Source organism: Grylomicrobium aquisgranense (genome assembly GCF_033971865.1).
Taxonomy (GTDB): Bacteria; Bacillota_I; Bacilli_A; order Erysipelotrichales; family Erysipelotrichaceae; genus Bulleidia; species Bulleidia massiliensis.
In genome coordinates this window covers 1-15,508 of sequence record NZ_JALBUR010000010.1, presented here as the reverse complement: position 1 = coordinate 15,508, position 15,508 = coordinate 1, and the positions used below count along the sequence as shown (strand labels likewise).

At 48.6% G+C, this 15,508-nt stretch carries 13 protein-coding genes; 12 read left to right on the top strand and 1 reads right to left on the bottom strand.

Features of this window, described 5'->3' with window-relative positions:
- The first annotated feature begins 74 nt into the window (after nucleotides 1-74).
- The 8 genes from typA (at nucleotide 75) to MOZ60_RS05335 (ending at nucleotide 9,051) form a co-directional block, all read left to right on the top strand.
- Nucleotides 75-1,922, top strand: coding sequence for a translational GTPase TypA (gene typA, locus MOZ60_RS05370; RefSeq protein ID WP_108775021.1), 1,848 nt, complete (start codon nucleotides 75-77; stop codon nucleotides 1,920-1,922).
- A 123-nt stretch (nucleotides 1,923-2,045) separates the two neighbouring features.
- Nucleotides 2,046-2,948 carry an ROK family protein gene (locus tag MOZ60_RS05365; protein ID WP_370595917.1) on the top strand — a complete coding sequence of 301 codons (903 nt, stop codon included), beginning with the start codon at nucleotides 2,046-2,048 and terminating at the stop codon, nucleotides 2,946-2,948.
- 662 nt (nucleotides 2,949-3,610) lie between these two features.
- On the top strand, nucleotides 3,611-4,159 hold the full coding sequence (locus tag MOZ60_RS05360; RefSeq protein ID WP_277635487.1) for a DJ-1 family glyoxalase III: 549 nt from the start codon (nucleotides 3,611-3,613) through the stop codon (nucleotides 4,157-4,159).
- A 51-nt stretch (nucleotides 4,160-4,210) separates the two neighbouring features.
- Nucleotides 4,211-5,683: a monomeric [FeFe] hydrogenase gene (locus MOZ60_RS05355; RefSeq protein ID WP_370595916.1), complete on the top strand. Its 1,473-nt coding sequence runs from the start codon at nucleotides 4,211-4,213 to the stop codon at nucleotides 5,681-5,683.
- A gap of 13 nt (nucleotides 5,684-5,696) precedes the next feature.
- Nucleotides 5,697-6,257, top strand: coding sequence for a DUF1349 domain-containing protein (locus tag MOZ60_RS05350; RefSeq protein ID WP_108775018.1), 561 nt, complete (start codon nucleotides 5,697-5,699; stop codon nucleotides 6,255-6,257).
- Nucleotides 6,258-6,261: 4 nt separating this feature from the next.
- Complete coding sequence (pepT, locus tag MOZ60_RS05345) at nucleotides 6,262-7,485, top strand: peptidase T (protein WP_370595915.1); 1,224 nt, start codon at nucleotides 6,262-6,264, stop codon at nucleotides 7,483-7,485.
- Nucleotides 7,482-8,408, top strand: a complete 927-nt coding sequence (locus MOZ60_RS05340; protein ID WP_108775016.1) for a 1-phosphofructokinase family hexose kinase — start codon at nucleotides 7,482-7,484, stop codon at nucleotides 8,406-8,408. The genes pepT and MOZ60_RS05340 overlap by 4 nt, the downstream gene beginning before the upstream one ends.
- A 19-nt stretch (nucleotides 8,409-8,427) precedes the next feature.
- A complete protein-coding gene (locus MOZ60_RS05335; protein ID WP_277645514.1) occupies nucleotides 8,428-9,051 on the top strand; it encodes a hypothetical protein in 624 nt (207 codons plus the stop codon).
- Between the two features lie 49 nt (nucleotides 9,052-9,100).
- Here MOZ60_RS05335 and MOZ60_RS05330 read toward each other — a convergent pair whose 3' ends face one another.
- Entirely contained in the window at nucleotides 9,101-10,585 is a 1,485-nt protein-coding gene (locus MOZ60_RS05330) for a family 1 glycosylhydrolase (protein WP_370595914.1), read from the bottom strand.
- Between the two features lie 47 nt (nucleotides 10,586-10,632).
- Between MOZ60_RS05330 and MOZ60_RS05325 the strand changes: the two genes are divergently transcribed.
- From MOZ60_RS05325 to pepF, 4 genes are read left to right on the top strand one after another with little or no spacing between them, the layout of a single operon-like run.
- Nucleotides 10,633-11,103, top strand: a complete 471-nt coding sequence (locus MOZ60_RS05325; RefSeq protein WP_277009306.1) for a GNAT family N-acetyltransferase — start codon at nucleotides 10,633-10,635, stop codon at nucleotides 11,101-11,103.
- 18 nt (nucleotides 11,104-11,121) lie between these two features.
- Nucleotides 11,122-12,651 (top strand): cardiolipin synthase, encoded by a 1,530-nt coding sequence (gene cls / locus MOZ60_RS05320; protein ID WP_277009305.1) that lies wholly within the window; start codon nucleotides 11,122-11,124, stop codon nucleotides 12,649-12,651.
- Nucleotides 12,652-12,666: 15 nt separating this feature from the next.
- Entirely contained in the window at nucleotides 12,667-13,536 is an 870-nt protein-coding gene (locus MOZ60_RS05315) for a patatin-like phospholipase family protein (RefSeq protein WP_370595913.1), read from the top strand.
- Nucleotides 13,529-15,340 carry an oligoendopeptidase F gene (gene pepF, locus MOZ60_RS05310; protein ID WP_370595912.1) on the top strand — a complete coding sequence of 604 codons (1,812 nt, stop codon included), beginning with the start codon at nucleotides 13,529-13,531 and terminating at the stop codon, nucleotides 15,338-15,340. Before MOZ60_RS05315 ends, pepF begins: the two co-directional genes overlap by 8 nt.
- Nucleotides 15,341-15,508: the final 168 nt, after the last annotated feature.

The following is a 15,508-nucleotide window of genomic DNA, read 5'->3' as shown; positions in this document are numbered from 1 at the left end:
TGGCAGTGCAGTTGATTTATGCAATCCAACTCAATATAATAGACACGTTTCGAGATTAAGAATGAGGTGAGCATATGGATTATCAGAAGATTATCAATATTGCAGTGATTGCCCACGTCGATGCAGGCAAGAGTACGCTTGTCAATGCGTTCCTCAAGCAGAGCCATGTCTTCAAGGACAACGAGAAGGTTGTGGACTGCATCATGGACTCCAATGATCTGGAGCGTGAGCGCGGCATCACGATTTATTCCAAAAACTGCTCGGTTACGTATAAGGACTATAAGATCAACATTGTCGATACACCAGGCCATGCGGATTTCTCTTCCGAAGTTGAGCGTATCATGCGTACCGTGGATACGGTCATCCTGCTGGTTGACAGTGCCGAAGGACCGATGCCGCAGACCCGTTTCGTTCTGAGCAAGTCTCTGGAGATCGGCCTGCGTCCGATCCTGCTGATCAATAAGATGGATAAAGCAGACCAGCGTGCAACCGAGGTTATTGATGAAGTTTATGATCTGTTCCTGGAGCTGAATGCGACGGATGATCAGCTGGACTTCCCGATCCTGTATGGCGTGGCAAGAGAAGGTATTGTCCGCTATGACTGGGACAAGGATACCAACAATGATATCGTGCCGCTGTTTGAGACGATCATTCATCATACCCAGCCGTATCCGAACCTGATGGATGAACCGGTACAGATGCAGATCTGTGCACTGGCTTATGATGACTATATTGGCAGACTTGGCATCGGCCGTATTTACAAGGGTACTCTGAAGGCTGCCACACCATATGAAGTGTGCAATGCCAATGGTACGATTCATCAGGGCAAGACAAACCAGATCTTTGTCTATAAGGGACTGAGCCGTATTTCTGTTGATGAGATCCAGTGCGGTGAAATCTGCATGATCTCCGGTATTCCTGATATCAACATCGGTGATACGCTGTGCCCGGTTGGCGCGCCTGATCCAATGCCTGCCATCAAGATTGAAGAGCCGACTCTGTCCATGAACTTCATGGTCAATGACTCACCGTTTGCAGGTCAGTCCGGTAAGTATGTGACTTCCCGCAATATCCGTGAAAGACTGGAAAAGGAACTGGAAGTCAATGTCGGTCTGAAAGTGGAAGACACCGATTCCACAGATACCTTCAAGGTATCCGGCCGTGGTGAGCTGCATCTGACGGTTCTGTTGGAACAGATGCGCCGTGAGGGATATGAAGTTGCAGTATCCCGTCCGCAGGTTATTCTCAAGAAAATTGATGGCGTACAGTGCGAGCCGGTTGAGGAAGTTGTCATTGATGTACCGACAGAATATTCCGGTGCTGTAATCTCCGCCTTGAATGTGCGTAAAGGTGTTCTGAATGACATGGAAGAGATCGGTACGTATACACGTATTACGTATATGGTTCCTACCAGAGGCCTGATTGGTTTCCGCAGTGACTTCATTAATATGACGCATGGCGAAGGTACGATTGTGCAGCGTCTTGCGGACTATGAGCCATGGAAGGGTGAAATTCCGCAGCGTGAAAACGGTGCTCTGATTTCAACGGAAACCGGAAATGCCATGACCTATGCACTCTGGAATATTCAGGAAAGAGGCCAGCTGTTCATTGGTGCTCAGACACCGGTCTATGAAGGCATGATCATCGGTGTTTCCAGCAAGAATATGGATATGGGCGTCAATCCGATCAAGAATAAGAAGATGACAGCTGTGCGTTCTACCGGAAATGATGAAGCCATGAAGCTTGTTCCGCCGCGCATTCTGACATTGGAAGGTGCGGTTGAGTTCATCAATGATGATGAACTTGTCGAAGTCACACCGACAGATATCCGTGTCCGCAAGAAGTATCTGACGGAGATTGACAGACGCCGTCACTATCGTGCACTTGGCAAGCTCGATGCACAGGAAGAAAATTCCAAGTAACAGATCACAGGGCAGAGATGTCCTGTTTTTCTGTTATTTTGCAAAGACAGTCTGCAGGCATATAATAAGAAACAGAGTATTTGGCATTTTTTGATATGGCAGGGAGCCAACGGAGGAAGCTTCGTGAAGAAATATTTATGTTTTGATATTGACAATGGCACGTTCCGCTATGGCATTGTCTCGCAGTGCCTGGATCTGATGGACAGCGGCCGCATGACCTTTGGCATGTCATGCAAAGAAGAGTTGTTTGAACCTCTTTGTGATGTGGCAGCCAGATACAAAGATCAGGTGGATGGAATCTCCATCACGATGCCTGGTGTCATTGACCGTAAAAAAGGCATTGCCTACTCTGGCGGCGTTTTCCGCTGGGTTCATAATATGGACTATGCGGAAGAAGTAAAGGAACTGACCGGCTTGAAGACTGTCATTGCCAACGATGCCAAGGCAGCAGCCATGGCTGAAATCGGCTATGGTGCCCTCAAGGGAATCCGCAATGGCATGATGGTCATGATTCTTGGCGGCGGCATTGGCGGTGCGGTGATTATGGATGGCAAACTGTGTGATGGCGCCCATTACGCAGCTGGCGAATTTTCCTATATGCGTGCAGACTACCAGGACCGCTATGGCAAAAATGGTATTTTTTCACAGACAAGCGGTGTGGATTCCCTGGCGCAGTGTGTCAATGAGGCAACCGGACGTGATGATATGAATGTGATCCGGATCATGATGCGGCTGCAGCAGAACGACCCGGATGTCCTGCGCGGAGTAAATACGTATTGCGACGGGCTGGCCTCCTATTTGTACAACATCCAGTGTGTCATCGATTCCTCCAGGATCGTCATCGGCGGCAATATTTCTGAGCCTGTCTTTCTGAAATTAATCCAGGAAGCTGTACACAGGCGCTTTGAAAACGTGCCGTATCATAACATCTGGGAGCCGGAGGTTGTAGAATCAGACTTTCATTCCAATGCCAGAATGTTTGGTGCCGTTTATAATTATCGTCAGTTAATGGAAAATGCAGATTAAGTTTATGTAAGCCCTAACATAAACAATATAGCTGAAATAAATTTGAAATACAAGACTGGTAATGATACCGCGGAAAGCTATTATATAAGTGCAAAGAGAAAGAGCCAACCGAATGAGAGCCGGGAGGTATCCAATGAAACCAGGAATTTATGGAGGCAGGTCATAGAAACCTGCAAATAACAAAGCATTCAATTCTGACTTCTGATATTTCTGTCAAAGCCTGATGGAAGCGCAGAGCGAAGCCACTGGAAACAATCCGCAGACATGAAAAAGCTGTTCATGGTGCCCTGTGTATAGGGTAAGTCTCTTGGAACATGAGCTGGCAGTGAGGAAAAAGGAAAAGTTCATGAGCGCCGCAATTGTAACAACAGCGGCAGTAGGTAAAACATGACATGATCTGCCTTTCAGTGGTCAGCAATGGCTGAACAAAAGCGAACAGGAAAACAAAACACATCAGGAATCCTGTATATGTAAGCAGATGGGCAAGATGAAAGAGAATCGGTTGTGCCATCATAAGCATGAAATGCAAAGAAGCTGAAATAGAAACTGACAGGATATTGTGAAGCGGAATGAAGAGAAGGAGAGTCGGACAGCCCCGGCTCTTCTTTTTATGAGTGGTGGGATGTATACTAACATGGTATAATTTTCACAAGGAGGCTGAAATGAAGAGTCTTGTATTTCTGGCTGATGGTTTTGAAGAGTGTGAAGCTCTGGTAACAGTGGATCTGCTGAGAAGAGCAGGAATCCATACAGATATGGTTTCAATCAGTGATCGTTTCACGGTGCATGGTTCTCATGGCGTGGATGTCAGTGCGGATCTTCTGCTGAAAGATGTGGATGTCAGTACATATGATGTCGTAGTTCTGCCCGGCGGCAAGGTTGGCACAGCCAATCTTGACAAGAGTGATACCGTTAAAGCGGCGGTGCTTGCCCATTACAAGGCAGGAAAGCTGACCTGTGCAATCTGTGCAGCGCCTTCCGTGCTGGGACACCTGGGTATTCTGAAGGATAAATACTATACATGCTTCCCGAGCTTTCATGATGAGAGCTTTGGCGGCAAGTTCATGATGGTGCCGGCTGTTGCGGACGGCAATGTTGTGACCGGCCGCGGCATGAGTGCCTCGCTGGAGTTTGCCCGTGAGATTCTGAAGAAGCTGATTCCGGACAGTGATCTTGCCAAAGTAGAGTATGGCGTTCAGTATTATCGCTGAGATATCATATTGTTATATTTAAGGGATTGAGAAAAAGGAGAACAACGGATTATGTTCAGTATGCTGACAAGTGATGCCAATCTGTTCAAGTTTGATGTCTTGACAGAGGTGGCAAGAGAAGCCTTTGAAGGAGAGCTGGCAGAGGAAAAGGTGAATGCCTTTGCACGTCAGCTTGTCTCGCTTGGGGGAGAGCGGTTCCGCTGCTGTGTGTATAAGGAAAGAGAAGTTCTGCGGCAGAGAGTGCGTCTGGCCCTTGGCAAGATGGCAAATGATTCTGAAATCTACAAGCCGAAACAGATCGTGCAGGTCATTGATGCGGCATGTGACGGCTGCACCATCCAGAAGATTCAGGTAACAGATAACTGCCGTAAATGTATGAAGAAGGCATGCCTGGCTGCCTGCAACTTCGGTGCCATTTCCATGGGTGCCCACCGCTCGGTGATTGACCATGCCAAGTGCAAGGAGTGCGGTGCCTGTGCACGTGCCTGCCCGTATAATGCGATTGTTGTTACGGAACGTCCATGCTATGCACACTGCCCGGTACAGGCAATTTCCTGGAATGATGCCAAGATCTGTCAGATTGACGAGGACCGCTGCATCAACTGCGGTGCCTGCCTGAAGGCATGTCCGTTTGGCGCGATCTCGGATATGAGCTGGGTATCACAGGTCATTCATCTGCTGAATGAGAAAGTAGAGACGTATGCGATTGTGGCACCTTCCATCCAGGGTCAGTTTGAAGCAGCCAGCCTGCCGGTGATCTTCAAGGGGATTGAGATGCTTGGCTTTACCAAGTGCGTGGAAGTTGCGGGTGGTGCGGATGCGGTTGCCCATAATGAAGCTGAGGAACTGATCAAGCACAAGGAAGCCGGTCTTCCTCTGACAACATCCTGCTGCCCTGGCTTTGTCAATATGTTGATGATTCACTTCCCGGAGCAGTACAAGGAAAACAAGAGTACGACAGTTACACCGATGATGGCTACGGCACGTAAACTGAAGAAGGATCATCCTGGCTGTCAGGTCGTCTTTATCGGTCCGTGTGTTGCCAAGAAGCAGGAAGCGATGCAGGAAGTCAGTGCAGTTGACTATGTATTGACCTTTGAAGAGCTGATGGCAATGTTTGCGGCCAAGGGTGTAGACCTGGATGAGATTCAGGGTGATGAGAAGCTGACAGCATCCAACTATGGCAGAAACTTCGCTGCCAGCGGCGGCGTTGCGGCTGCGGTTGTAGAAGCTTTGAAGGAAATGGGGTATGATAAGCCTGTTACTTCCGTGCTGGCTAATGGCGGTATGGAGTGCAAACAGCAGCTGAACCTGATCAAGTTCAAGCGCTTCAAAGCAGATATTCTGGAAGGCATGGCATGTGTGGGCGGCTGTATTGCCGGCCCGGCCGTCATTTCTCAGCCTGCTCAGGTCAAGGGCAGAATGATGCGTGAGAACATGGCTAACAAAGCAACAACGATCCATGATTCTCTGACTGCAACAAGTTATGAGAATGTTGATATGGATGTCAGACACAAAATCTGAGTAAAATAGATACATGACGAAAATTGACGCGAATCAGTTGAAATGGATCCGGAAGCCGGAACGCTATATTGTCAGAAGGGACTGTGTGATTCTGGAAACAGAACCGTATACAGACCTGCGGGGGCACCGGCACGGGGCAGAGGCAGTAGAGCTGTCTTTGAAACCGGATGGCTATTTCATGTTTACTGTCCGCGTCGATTTTTCGTATCAGGGCAAGTTTGACCAGTGCGGCATTCTGCTGTACAACGGTTCCAGACGGAAAGCGGTCTGCTGCACGAAGCGGCGCAATGAAGAGCTCGATGAGCTGGATGTGATCGTATTTCATGGCAAATATGGCGACCGTTCCTGCCGTGAGATTGGCACAGCAATCCGCTGGATGTATTATCGTGTATGGTACAGGGCCGGGGCGGTACGGATTCAGTACAGCTTCAATGGCAGGGTATATTCGGATGTCAGACAGTTCAGAATGGAAGAACGCAATGGTCCGATCCGCATTGGCATCTATGCCTGCAGCCCGCAGGATTCCCATTTCGACTGTACATTTTCACAAATGGAACTGAAAGAAAAGAGGTAAACAGATGAGCGCACTAGAAAGATTGATCCGCTATTGCAGAATTGATACACAGTCTGATCCAGACAGTCAGACATCTCCTTCCACAAAGAAGCAGTTTGATCTGGCAAAGGTATTGCTGAAAGAACTGCAGGACATGGGGATTCAGGATGCCAGTCTGGATGATACGTGCTATATCTATGCACATCTGGAAAGCAATCTGGACCATGAAAGTCCATGTGTAGGCTTCATTGCCCATATGGATACAGCACCGGATTACAGCGGCACTGGCGTCAATCCGCATGTGATTGAAAACTATGATGGAAATGATATTGATCTTGGCAATGGCGTCATCACACATATTGCGGACTTCCCGGAGATGGCATCACTGAAGGGAAAGACACTGGTGGTGACAGATGGCACAACCCTGCTTGGCGCAGATGACAAAGCAGGCATCACCTCTATTATGGAAGCACTGCAGTATTTTGTTTCTCATCCTGAAGTAAAGCATGGCCGCATTGCTGTTGCCTTTACACCGGATGAAGAAGTAGGCAGAGGTACGGAACATTTTGATGTGAAGAAATTCGGTGCTGATTATGCCTACACCATGGATGGCGGCGATATCAGTGTCTATTCGGATGAGACCTTCAATGCAGCATCTGCTGTTGTCAAATGCACAGGCGTTTCCATTCATCCGGGTTCTGCCAAAAACAAGATGGTGAATGCCCTGAATGTGTGCGTTGATTATCACAATCTTCTGCCGGCATATGAAAGACCAGAGCACACGGAAGGACGCGAACCGTTCTTCCATCTGCACAGAATGCATGGTGACGTGGATTCTGCTGAGGCAGAATATCTGATCCGTGCTCATGAAACAAGTGATTTTGAGCAGATGAAGAAGCTGATGCAGCAGGCAGCTGACTATATCAATGATGCATATAAGCGGCAGGTGATTACAGTAGAGATCAGTGATACCTATCACAATATGAAGGAAGTGCTTGTCAAGCATCCTGAGGTTTCAGAAATTGCTGTTGCTTCATTGAAAGATCTTGGCCTGACACCGGTCAATGAGAGTATCCGCGGCGGCACAGATGGGTCCAATCTGACCTTCATGGGTGTGCCGTGTCCGAATCTTGGCAATGGCGGCGGCAACTGCCATGGCCGTTATGAATACTGTGTTGTGGAGCAGTTGGAACAGTCCAGCCAGCTGATTGAACAGATTGTCAGGCGGACTGGGGAGATGAGAAAATGATCTGTACATGTACACTGAATCCATCTTTGGATTATTTCATGGAAGGTGACCGTCAGCTGCAGCCGGGAAAGCTCAACCGTTCGCAGCTGGAATATTATGAAGCCGGCGGCAAGGGCATCAATGTGTCCATTGTCCTCAATAACCTTGGCATTCCAACCCGTGCCTTTGGTTTCATCGGCGGTTTCACCAAGGACTTCTACATCGATCTGCTTGCCAAGTATGAATTCATCCGTCCGAATTTCACCTATACGGAAGGTCATACACGTATCAACGTCAAGCTGCGCAATCAGGATGAAAGCACGGATATCAATGCGACGGGTCCTTACATCACGGATGTGGACATGCAGAATCTGATGGGCAAGGTATCCCGCCTGAGTGAGGGAGATTATCTTGTTCTGGCTGGCAATACGCAGGATTATCTTGTGGAAGATGTCAAGAAAATGCTGCAGGACGCTGTCAGGGAGAAGGTCAGAGTATGCATGGATACGGATCCGCGCCTGATGAAGGATATGCTCGGCGCTGGCCTGTTTATGATCAAGACAACCCCAGCGGAGCTTTCCAGCATGGTGGATTTTCCTTTGGATGATGAAGCGGCATTAATCAAAGCAGGCCGTCAGCTCCATGACGATGGTGTGCAGAATGTGCTGATTCTTTCTGAAAACAGAGATGCCCTGCTTGTCTGTGATAAAGGCGTCTACGGAGCAGCCCTGCAGAGAGAAAGCAAAGCAGTCAATACAGTGGGCACAGGTGATGCCCTGGTGGCTGGCTTCCTGATGGACTATCTGCGCTCTAGGGAACCGGTGGATTCTTTCCGGTTTGGCGCATCCTGCGGCAGTGCCAATGTCTATTCACGCGGCCTGGCTACCCGTGAGAAGATTGATAGTTTCTATGAGACAACCAAAGTCAGAAAGATTTCTGACTGAATTTCTGGAGATGTGATAAATGAAGAAAATGCTGATAGCGGGAGCGCTGCTTGTTTACGCGTTCATGTTTGTCAACACGGATCCCGATGCCGTCACTACTGTATCAACCAATCCTATTACCATTACCGAGAATGTATCAATTGACAGCAGTGCAGCAGATATGACAGCGTATGGCCTGAGTGATCCATCTGCCCATGCTTTCCGGGAAATTTCCATGTCGCAGGCCCTGCAGATTTTCCAGCAGGGCGGTTCTGCCATTCTGTTTTTTGCCAAGCCGGACGGCACAGAATGCGTCACCGCGGCACCGGTTCTTAATGAAGCCGCAATGAACCTTTCTGTGACGGTCTATTATGTAGATACCAATTCGGACTACACGCAGGATGATTACAATGCCCTGACATCCCTGATCTCAGAAACCTTTGTCACAGATGATTCCGGCAGCAAGTCGTTCTTTGTACCGGATGTTGTGGCAGTGAAAGATGGTGCTCTCAGCGGCTATCATGTTTCCCTGCTGGATGGCATCAGTGCCGCCGCCGGCAGTGTGCAGCTGAGCAGTGACCAGAAGAATGAGCTGTATAACGATTATGTCAGTGTCATCCAGTCCGCTGCTGACAATGCAGTGTCAAGTTCCTCAGCCCAATAATCAATTAACATGAAAAGAAGCTGGAGTTGCATTTCCAGCTTCTTTTATATCATTCTTCAAACAGGGCAGCACCGTTTGTTTCAATGATATGTTTGTACCAGTAAAATGACTTCTTGCGGTAGCGGTTGAACGTTCCTTTGCCATGGTCATCACAGTCCACATATACAAAGCCATAGCGTTTTGACATCTGCTTCGTGCTTTCTGAGACAAGATCAATGCATGCCCAGGACGTATAGCCCAGCAGCTGTACGCCATCTTCATAAATGGCATCATACATGGCTTTGAAGTGATCTCTGTAATAGGCAATGTGGGCATCATCATTGACGGTATAGGTATCACCGTCTTTGACGAGTGTTTCTTTTTCACCAAGGCCGTTTTCCACGATGAACAGCGGTTTGCGGTAGCGGTCATACAGATCGACAAGCGAAATCCTCAGGCCGGTTGGGTCACTCTGCCAGCCCCATTCACTCGTTGGCAGATATGGATTTTTCACAGCAGTGATCGTGTTGCCGGCGGTTGTTTCAAGATTGTCAGTATGATGAGCAACACAGCTGGAGGAATAGTAGGAGAAGGAGATGAAGTCAACCGGGTATGCCTTCATGATCTTCAGATCATCCGGCTCCATCTGGATGCGGATGCCATGATTTTTGAATCTGGCAAGCAGATAAGCCGGGTATTCACCGAATACCTGCGTATCACTGTAACAATACGTAGAGCGCATTCTCTGCTGTGCTTCCAGCACATCCAGGGGGTTCGGAGAATAAGGATAATAGGTCAGCTTGGTAAGCATACAGCCGACTTTGGCATCCGGATCTTTTTCATGAATATACTTTGTCGCCAGGGCACTTGCCACAAACTGGTGGTGCATGGACTGAAAGATCACTTCTTCAAATTTCTCGGGTGCGAAACGGTCTTTGATCAGGCCGCCGGTTGTGAACGGATGGCGGATCATGGAATCCACTTCATTGAAGGTCAGCCAGTATTTGACGTATCTGCCATAGCGGTCAACGATCGTGCGGACAAAGTTCATGAAGAAGCCGATGGTTCTGCGGTCATGCCAGCAGTTGTATTCCAGGGCAAGATGCAGCGGCGGTTCATAGTGGGAAATTGTCACCAGCGGCTGGATGCCATATTTCTGCAGTTCCTGGAAGACGGCATCATAGAACTGCAGGCCTTCCTCATTTGGCTGATCCTCATCACCCTGAGGGTAAATGCGGCTCCAGGCAATAGACATGCGGAAAACCTTGAAGCCCATCTCACCAAGCAGGGCAATATCTTCCTTGTAGTGGGAATAAAACTCGGATCCATGGCGCTTGGGATAATGATCCATGTCATCCGGATTGGCCAGAGCCTCTTCAACATCCTTCATCAGTACTTCATTCTGTTTCTTGTAGTCTTTGACATCGGTATCCAGATGGCTGCGTGCACAGTCCGCAACACTCCATCCTTTGCCGCCCTGGTTGAAGCCGCCCTCAAACTGGTTGGCAGCGGTGGCACCGCCCCATAAGAAATCTTTCGGAAATGTATGTGTCATAATTTCTCCTTTTTCTAACTTCATTTTATAATGGGACTGGAGTGTATATGCCAGGTTTCTTTTCTTTTTTCCAGCCGCGTCAGAAAATCAGCGGCCATATCGTCGATCTGATCCAGGAAGAACATCATCTGCCCGGCCATGGCAGTGCGTATGAATCCTATGATTTCGGCATCTATTTTCATCATACGGCGATCCGGATCGGCCAGTGTGATCTGCGGATCGGCATGAACAGAGAATTATATTATGCCGGTAATATCGGCTATCGGATCTATGCCCAGTACCGCGGTCATGGCTATGCATATGACGCCTGTCAGCTGCTGCTGGTGCTGGCCCGTGACCGCTTTCATATGCAGGAAGTGATTATCACCTGCTCACCAGAAAATATTGCCAGCCGCATGACACTGGAAAAGCTCGGCGGCACAAAGGTGGAAACCGTGCCGGTTCCCCATGATCACTGGCTGTATCAGCGCGGGGAAACCGTCAAGATCATCTATCTGTATCCGTTGAGCAGGAATTGAGAATGGTATAATAGAACCATGCATAAGCTGATACGGGTACTATCTTCAAGATTATTTCTGGTCATTGCCCTGGTTATTGCCCAGATTTACTTTCTGCTGGCTTATATCTGCCAGTTTTCTTATGTCAATAATCTGACGCCGCTGTTTACGCTGATCGGTCTGCTGCTGGCGGTATGGCAGGTTAACCGCAAGACAGATCCGGCGTATAAGATTGCCTGGGTGGTTGTGCTGCTGGCCGTTCCGGTCATCGGCGTGCCGATGTATCTGCTGTGCGGCAATAAGAAGCTGTCCCGCAAATTGTATGATGGCACACTGAATGCCAGCACAAAGCTCAAGGCTGCCCTGAAGGAAGATCAGGATCCGGCTGTATTGAAGCAGATGGAGAACACACCGGTATCCCGCCTGTTTCACTATGGCTGGCAGACATGCGGCTTTCCCATCTATGACAGTACAAAGACAACGTACTATAAGTCTGGTGAAGAGTGGTTCCCGGATTATCTGGAAGCACTGCGCAGTGCAAAGCATTTTATCTTCATTGAGATGTTTATCATTGACAGGGGATCCGTATGGGATGAAGTTCTTTCAATCCTGAAGGAGAAGGCAGCTGCCGGTGTGGAAGTGAAATTGATCTATGATGATTTTGGCTGTGTCACCATGCCGCCGAATATGTACAAGAAGCTTGGAAAGTATGGCATTGAGGCATATCCGTTCAACCGCCTGCGGCCGACACTGATCGTGCAGATGAACAACCGTGACCACCGTAAGCTGACCATCATTGACAACCGGGTAGCATTTACCGGCGGTGTCAATCTATCGGATGAATATGTCAATCGGATTGTGCGCTTTGGCTACTGGCGTGACAGCGCCATCCGGGTGGAAGGACCGGCGGTATGGTCCATGACTTCTCAGTTTCTTGGCATGTATCACTATCTGTCCCATGGCGGCGAAGACGCGGATTACAGCAGCTATCACCTGGAAGCACCTCATTTCCAGGTGACTGGCTTTGTACAGCCGTATGCAGACTCGCCGACGGATGGAGAGGATGTGGGCATGACGGAGCATCTGAACCTGATCAACCATGCCCGCCGCTATGTATATCTGAATACGCCGTATCTGCTGTTGAATGATGCGATATCAAGAGCTTTGCAGACAGCGGCGAAAAATGGTGTTGATGTGCGCATCCTGACGCCTCATAAGCCGGATAAATGGCTGGTCTTCCAGGCAACCCGTTCCAATTATCTGGAACTATTGCAGAGCGGCGTGAAGATCTACGAATTTACACCTGGATTCAATCATTCCAAGGCGATTGTAGCCGATGATGAAATGGCAATTGTCGGTTCGGTAAATACAGATTTCCGCAGTTATTTCCTGCATTTTGAGGATGGCGTGCTGATGTGGCATACAGATGCAGTCAGGGATGTGCGCAAAGACTTTATGGAAGCGATTGGCCAGTCACAGGAAATCACATCCACTTATGTGCTTGCCCATACGAATGTGTTTATCCGTATATTCCGTGGTATTCTGCATATGCTGATGCCGCTGGCATAACAAGGAGAAGGTTAGATGAAACAACGTATTGGTCTGGTCCTGGAAGGCGGCGGTGTCCGCGGTGCCTATACAGCAGGTGCTCTTGCCTGGCTGCAGGATCATCAGATTCATTTTGATTACAGTGTCGGGATTTCTTCAGGGGCAGCGTATCTTTGCTGCTATCTGTGCAATGATGAACATACACCGAAGAACATGGCAACGATCTATGCAGCAGATCCCCATCTGGTTGGCGTGTATGCACTGTTTCACTGCGGTTATTACGTGGATTACCGCAAGATTTTTGAAACATATCTTCTGGGAAAGGAACATATGTCCATTGCAAAGATCCGTGAAGAAAAGCCAGATATGGAAATTGGTGCCTATGATCTGAATCAGGGTAAAACGATTTACTTCGGGCCGGAAGATCTCGATGATCAGCTGAATGTGATCCGCGGTGCCTGCTCTTTGCCGGTGGCATCTGAGATTGTCGACTGGCATGGATACCGGCTGCTGGATGGCGGCATTACCAAGATGATTCCGATTGAGCGTGCCATTGAAAAGGGATGTACCAAGTGCCTGGTGATCACAACCAAGCCGGCTGATTATGTCCGTCCGGATTCCAGCAAAATTGTCATCTGGCTGATGAAGCATATCTATAAGGAATGCCCGCAGGTTGCGAAGGATTACAAGGTGCGCAAGGAGAATTACTATAAACAGCGCAAAATCATAGATGATATGATTGCGCAGGGCAATGCCGTGAATATTCTGCCTTCTCTGGATATCAAGGTATCACGCTGGAAGGGCAATCATGACAACTGTGTAAAGCTGTATGATCTTGGCTATCAGGATATGGAAACAAGAAAGGAAGAAGTGTATGCACTTCTGCAGGAGGATCAGGATGAGTGAGAATGTATTGAAAGAAAGAAAAGACATGGATCCCAGATATGAGTGGGATCTGACAACGTTGTTTGCGGATGATGCGGCATGGGAGAAGGCTTTTTCGGCATTGGATGATGATATTGCCAAAGCTTCTTCTTTTGCCTGTACTTTGAAGGATGCCAGCCATATCAAGGCATGCTTTGCATGGGAAACAGAGGTGAGCCGCCGTCTGGATGATGTGATCTGCTATGCATCACTGCGTCATTCGGAGGATTCCCGTGACCACACTGCCCAGTCCATGTATTCACGTGCGTTTGGCAAGTATGCCCAGCTGGCCGGTGCTGTCAGTTTCATCCAGCCGGAAATCCTTTCTCTGCCTGAAGACCAGCTGAATGCTCTGGCAAAGGATCCTCTGCTTGCGGACTATGCCTATACGATGCAGAAGCTGATCCGTGAAAAGCCGCATACACTGTCTGCACCTGAAGAAAAAGTACTTTCTTCATTGAGTGATGCACTCCGTGCTTCTGGGGAAACTGCCAGTACATTGCAGGATGCGGATCTTCGTTTTGAGGCAGCTGCGGACTCGGAAGGAAATATGCATGAGGTTACTGGATCCTCATACATTCCGCTGCAGATGAGCACAGACCGCACCCTTCGTAAAAACAGCTTTATGTCCTATTACAATTCCTACCGCCAGCACATTCATACATTTGCCTCTACCTATGCAGGCTGCGTAAAAGCTGCTACTGCCGAGGCAAAGCTGCGCGGATATGAAAGTTCCCGTCAGGCATCCATGGCTGCCAATAACATTCCGGTATCTGTCTATGACAATCTGATTCAGACTGTGCATGACAACATGGATGCGATGTACCGCTATGTCGCACTGCGCAAGAAGATTCTCGGCCTGGATGAGCTGCATTACTATGATGTCTATGCACCGCTGTCTGCCGGTGATCATGCAAGCTATACCTATCAGCAGGCACAGCAGATGGTGCTGGATGCGGTGGCACCTCTTGGCAAAGACTATGTCAACCGGGTCAGGGCAGCGTATAAAGACGGCTGGATTGATGTGTATCCAAATGTTGGGAAATCCGGCGGTGCCTATTCTTCCGGCACCTATGATTCCAATCCGTTCATTCTGCTGAACTTCACCGGATCTTTGGATTCCGTTTCTACACTTGCCCATGAGATGGGCCATTCTCAGCATACATGGCTGACCCAGCACCATCAGCCAGCTCAGTATTCCGGCTACAGTCTGTTTGTGGCAGAGGTTGCTTCTACAGTGAATGAAAATCTGCTGATTGAACAGTTGCTGCAGAACTGCCATGAGCCAGCCAGAAGACTTGCTCTGCTGAACCAGTATCTGGAAGGCTTCAAGGGTACGGTGTACCGCCAGACGATGTTTGCTGAGTTTGAAAAGGAAGCACATGCTATGCAGGAAAGGGGAGAATCCCTGGATGCGGATGCACTTGACCATCTGTATCAGAACCTGGTGGCACAGTACTTTGGCAAGGATCTGGTTATGGATGATGAAGTTGCCTATGAATGGGCAAGAATCCCTCATTTCTACTCTCCATTCTATGTGTATGTCTATGCAACAGGCTATACAAGTGCTGTGGCTCTTTCGGAAGGCATTCTGAAAGAAGGAGAGCCGGCAGTGAAGAAGTATCTGGAATTCTTATCCATGGGCGGCAGTGCTGATCCGCTGGATGAACTGCGTCATGGCGGCGTAGATCTGACAACGCCAGCACCGATCCAGAAAGCGCTGGATAAGTTCAGAAGAGTTCTGGATGATGCTGAAGAAACCTACGCACAGCTGCAGAACAAGTGATTGTACATGCAAAAAGCCATCAATGATCTGATGGCTTTTTCGTGTGACGGGCAGTCACACTCATACAGAAACGCAATAGTGCGTTGTCAAAGTAATCCAAGAAAGGATAGAACTGGATGGAAAACATGAAAGCGTATGAAGTAGAACCCTAGTGAAGGTGAAAAGCCT

Excerpts from the sequence above, each read along its gene's own strand:
- typA (WP_108775021.1), top strand. The coding sequence starts at position 75 with ATGGATTATCAGAAGATTATCAATATTGCAGTGATTGCCCACGTCGAT.
- MOZ60_RS05360 (WP_277635487.1), top strand. The coding sequence starts at position 3,611 with ATGAAGAGTCTTGTATTTCTGGCTGATGGTTTTGAAGAGTGTGAAGCT.
- MOZ60_RS05355 (WP_370595916.1), top strand. The coding sequence starts at position 4,211 with ATGTTCAGTATGCTGACAAGTGATGCCAATCTGTTCAAGTTTGATGTC.
- MOZ60_RS05350 (WP_108775018.1), top strand. The coding sequence starts at position 5,697 with ATGACGAAAATTGACGCGAATCAGTTGAAATGGATCCGGAAGCCGGAA.
- pepT (WP_370595915.1), top strand. The coding sequence starts at position 6,262 with ATGAGCGCACTAGAAAGATTGATCCGCTATTGCAGAATTGATACACAG.
- MOZ60_RS05340 (WP_108775016.1), top strand. The coding sequence starts at position 7,482 with ATGATCTGTACATGTACACTGAATCCATCTTTGGATTATTTCATGGAA.
- MOZ60_RS05335 (WP_277645514.1), top strand. The coding sequence starts at position 8,428 with ATGAAGAAAATGCTGATAGCGGGAGCGCTGCTTGTTTACGCGTTCATG.
- MOZ60_RS05330 (WP_370595914.1), bottom strand. The coding sequence starts at position 10,585 with ATGACACATACATTTCCGAAAGATTTCTTATGGGGCGGTGCCACCGCT.
- MOZ60_RS05325 (WP_277009306.1), top strand. The coding sequence starts at position 10,633 with ATGCCAGGTTTCTTTTCTTTTTTCCAGCCGCGTCAGAAAATCAGCGGC.
- cls (WP_277009305.1), top strand. The coding sequence starts at position 11,122 with ATGCATAAGCTGATACGGGTACTATCTTCAAGATTATTTCTGGTCATT.
- MOZ60_RS05315 (WP_370595913.1), top strand. The coding sequence starts at position 12,667 with ATGAAACAACGTATTGGTCTGGTCCTGGAAGGCGGCGGTGTCCGCGGT.
- pepF (WP_370595912.1), top strand. The coding sequence starts at position 13,529 with ATGAGTGAGAATGTATTGAAAGAAAGAAAAGACATGGATCCCAGATAT.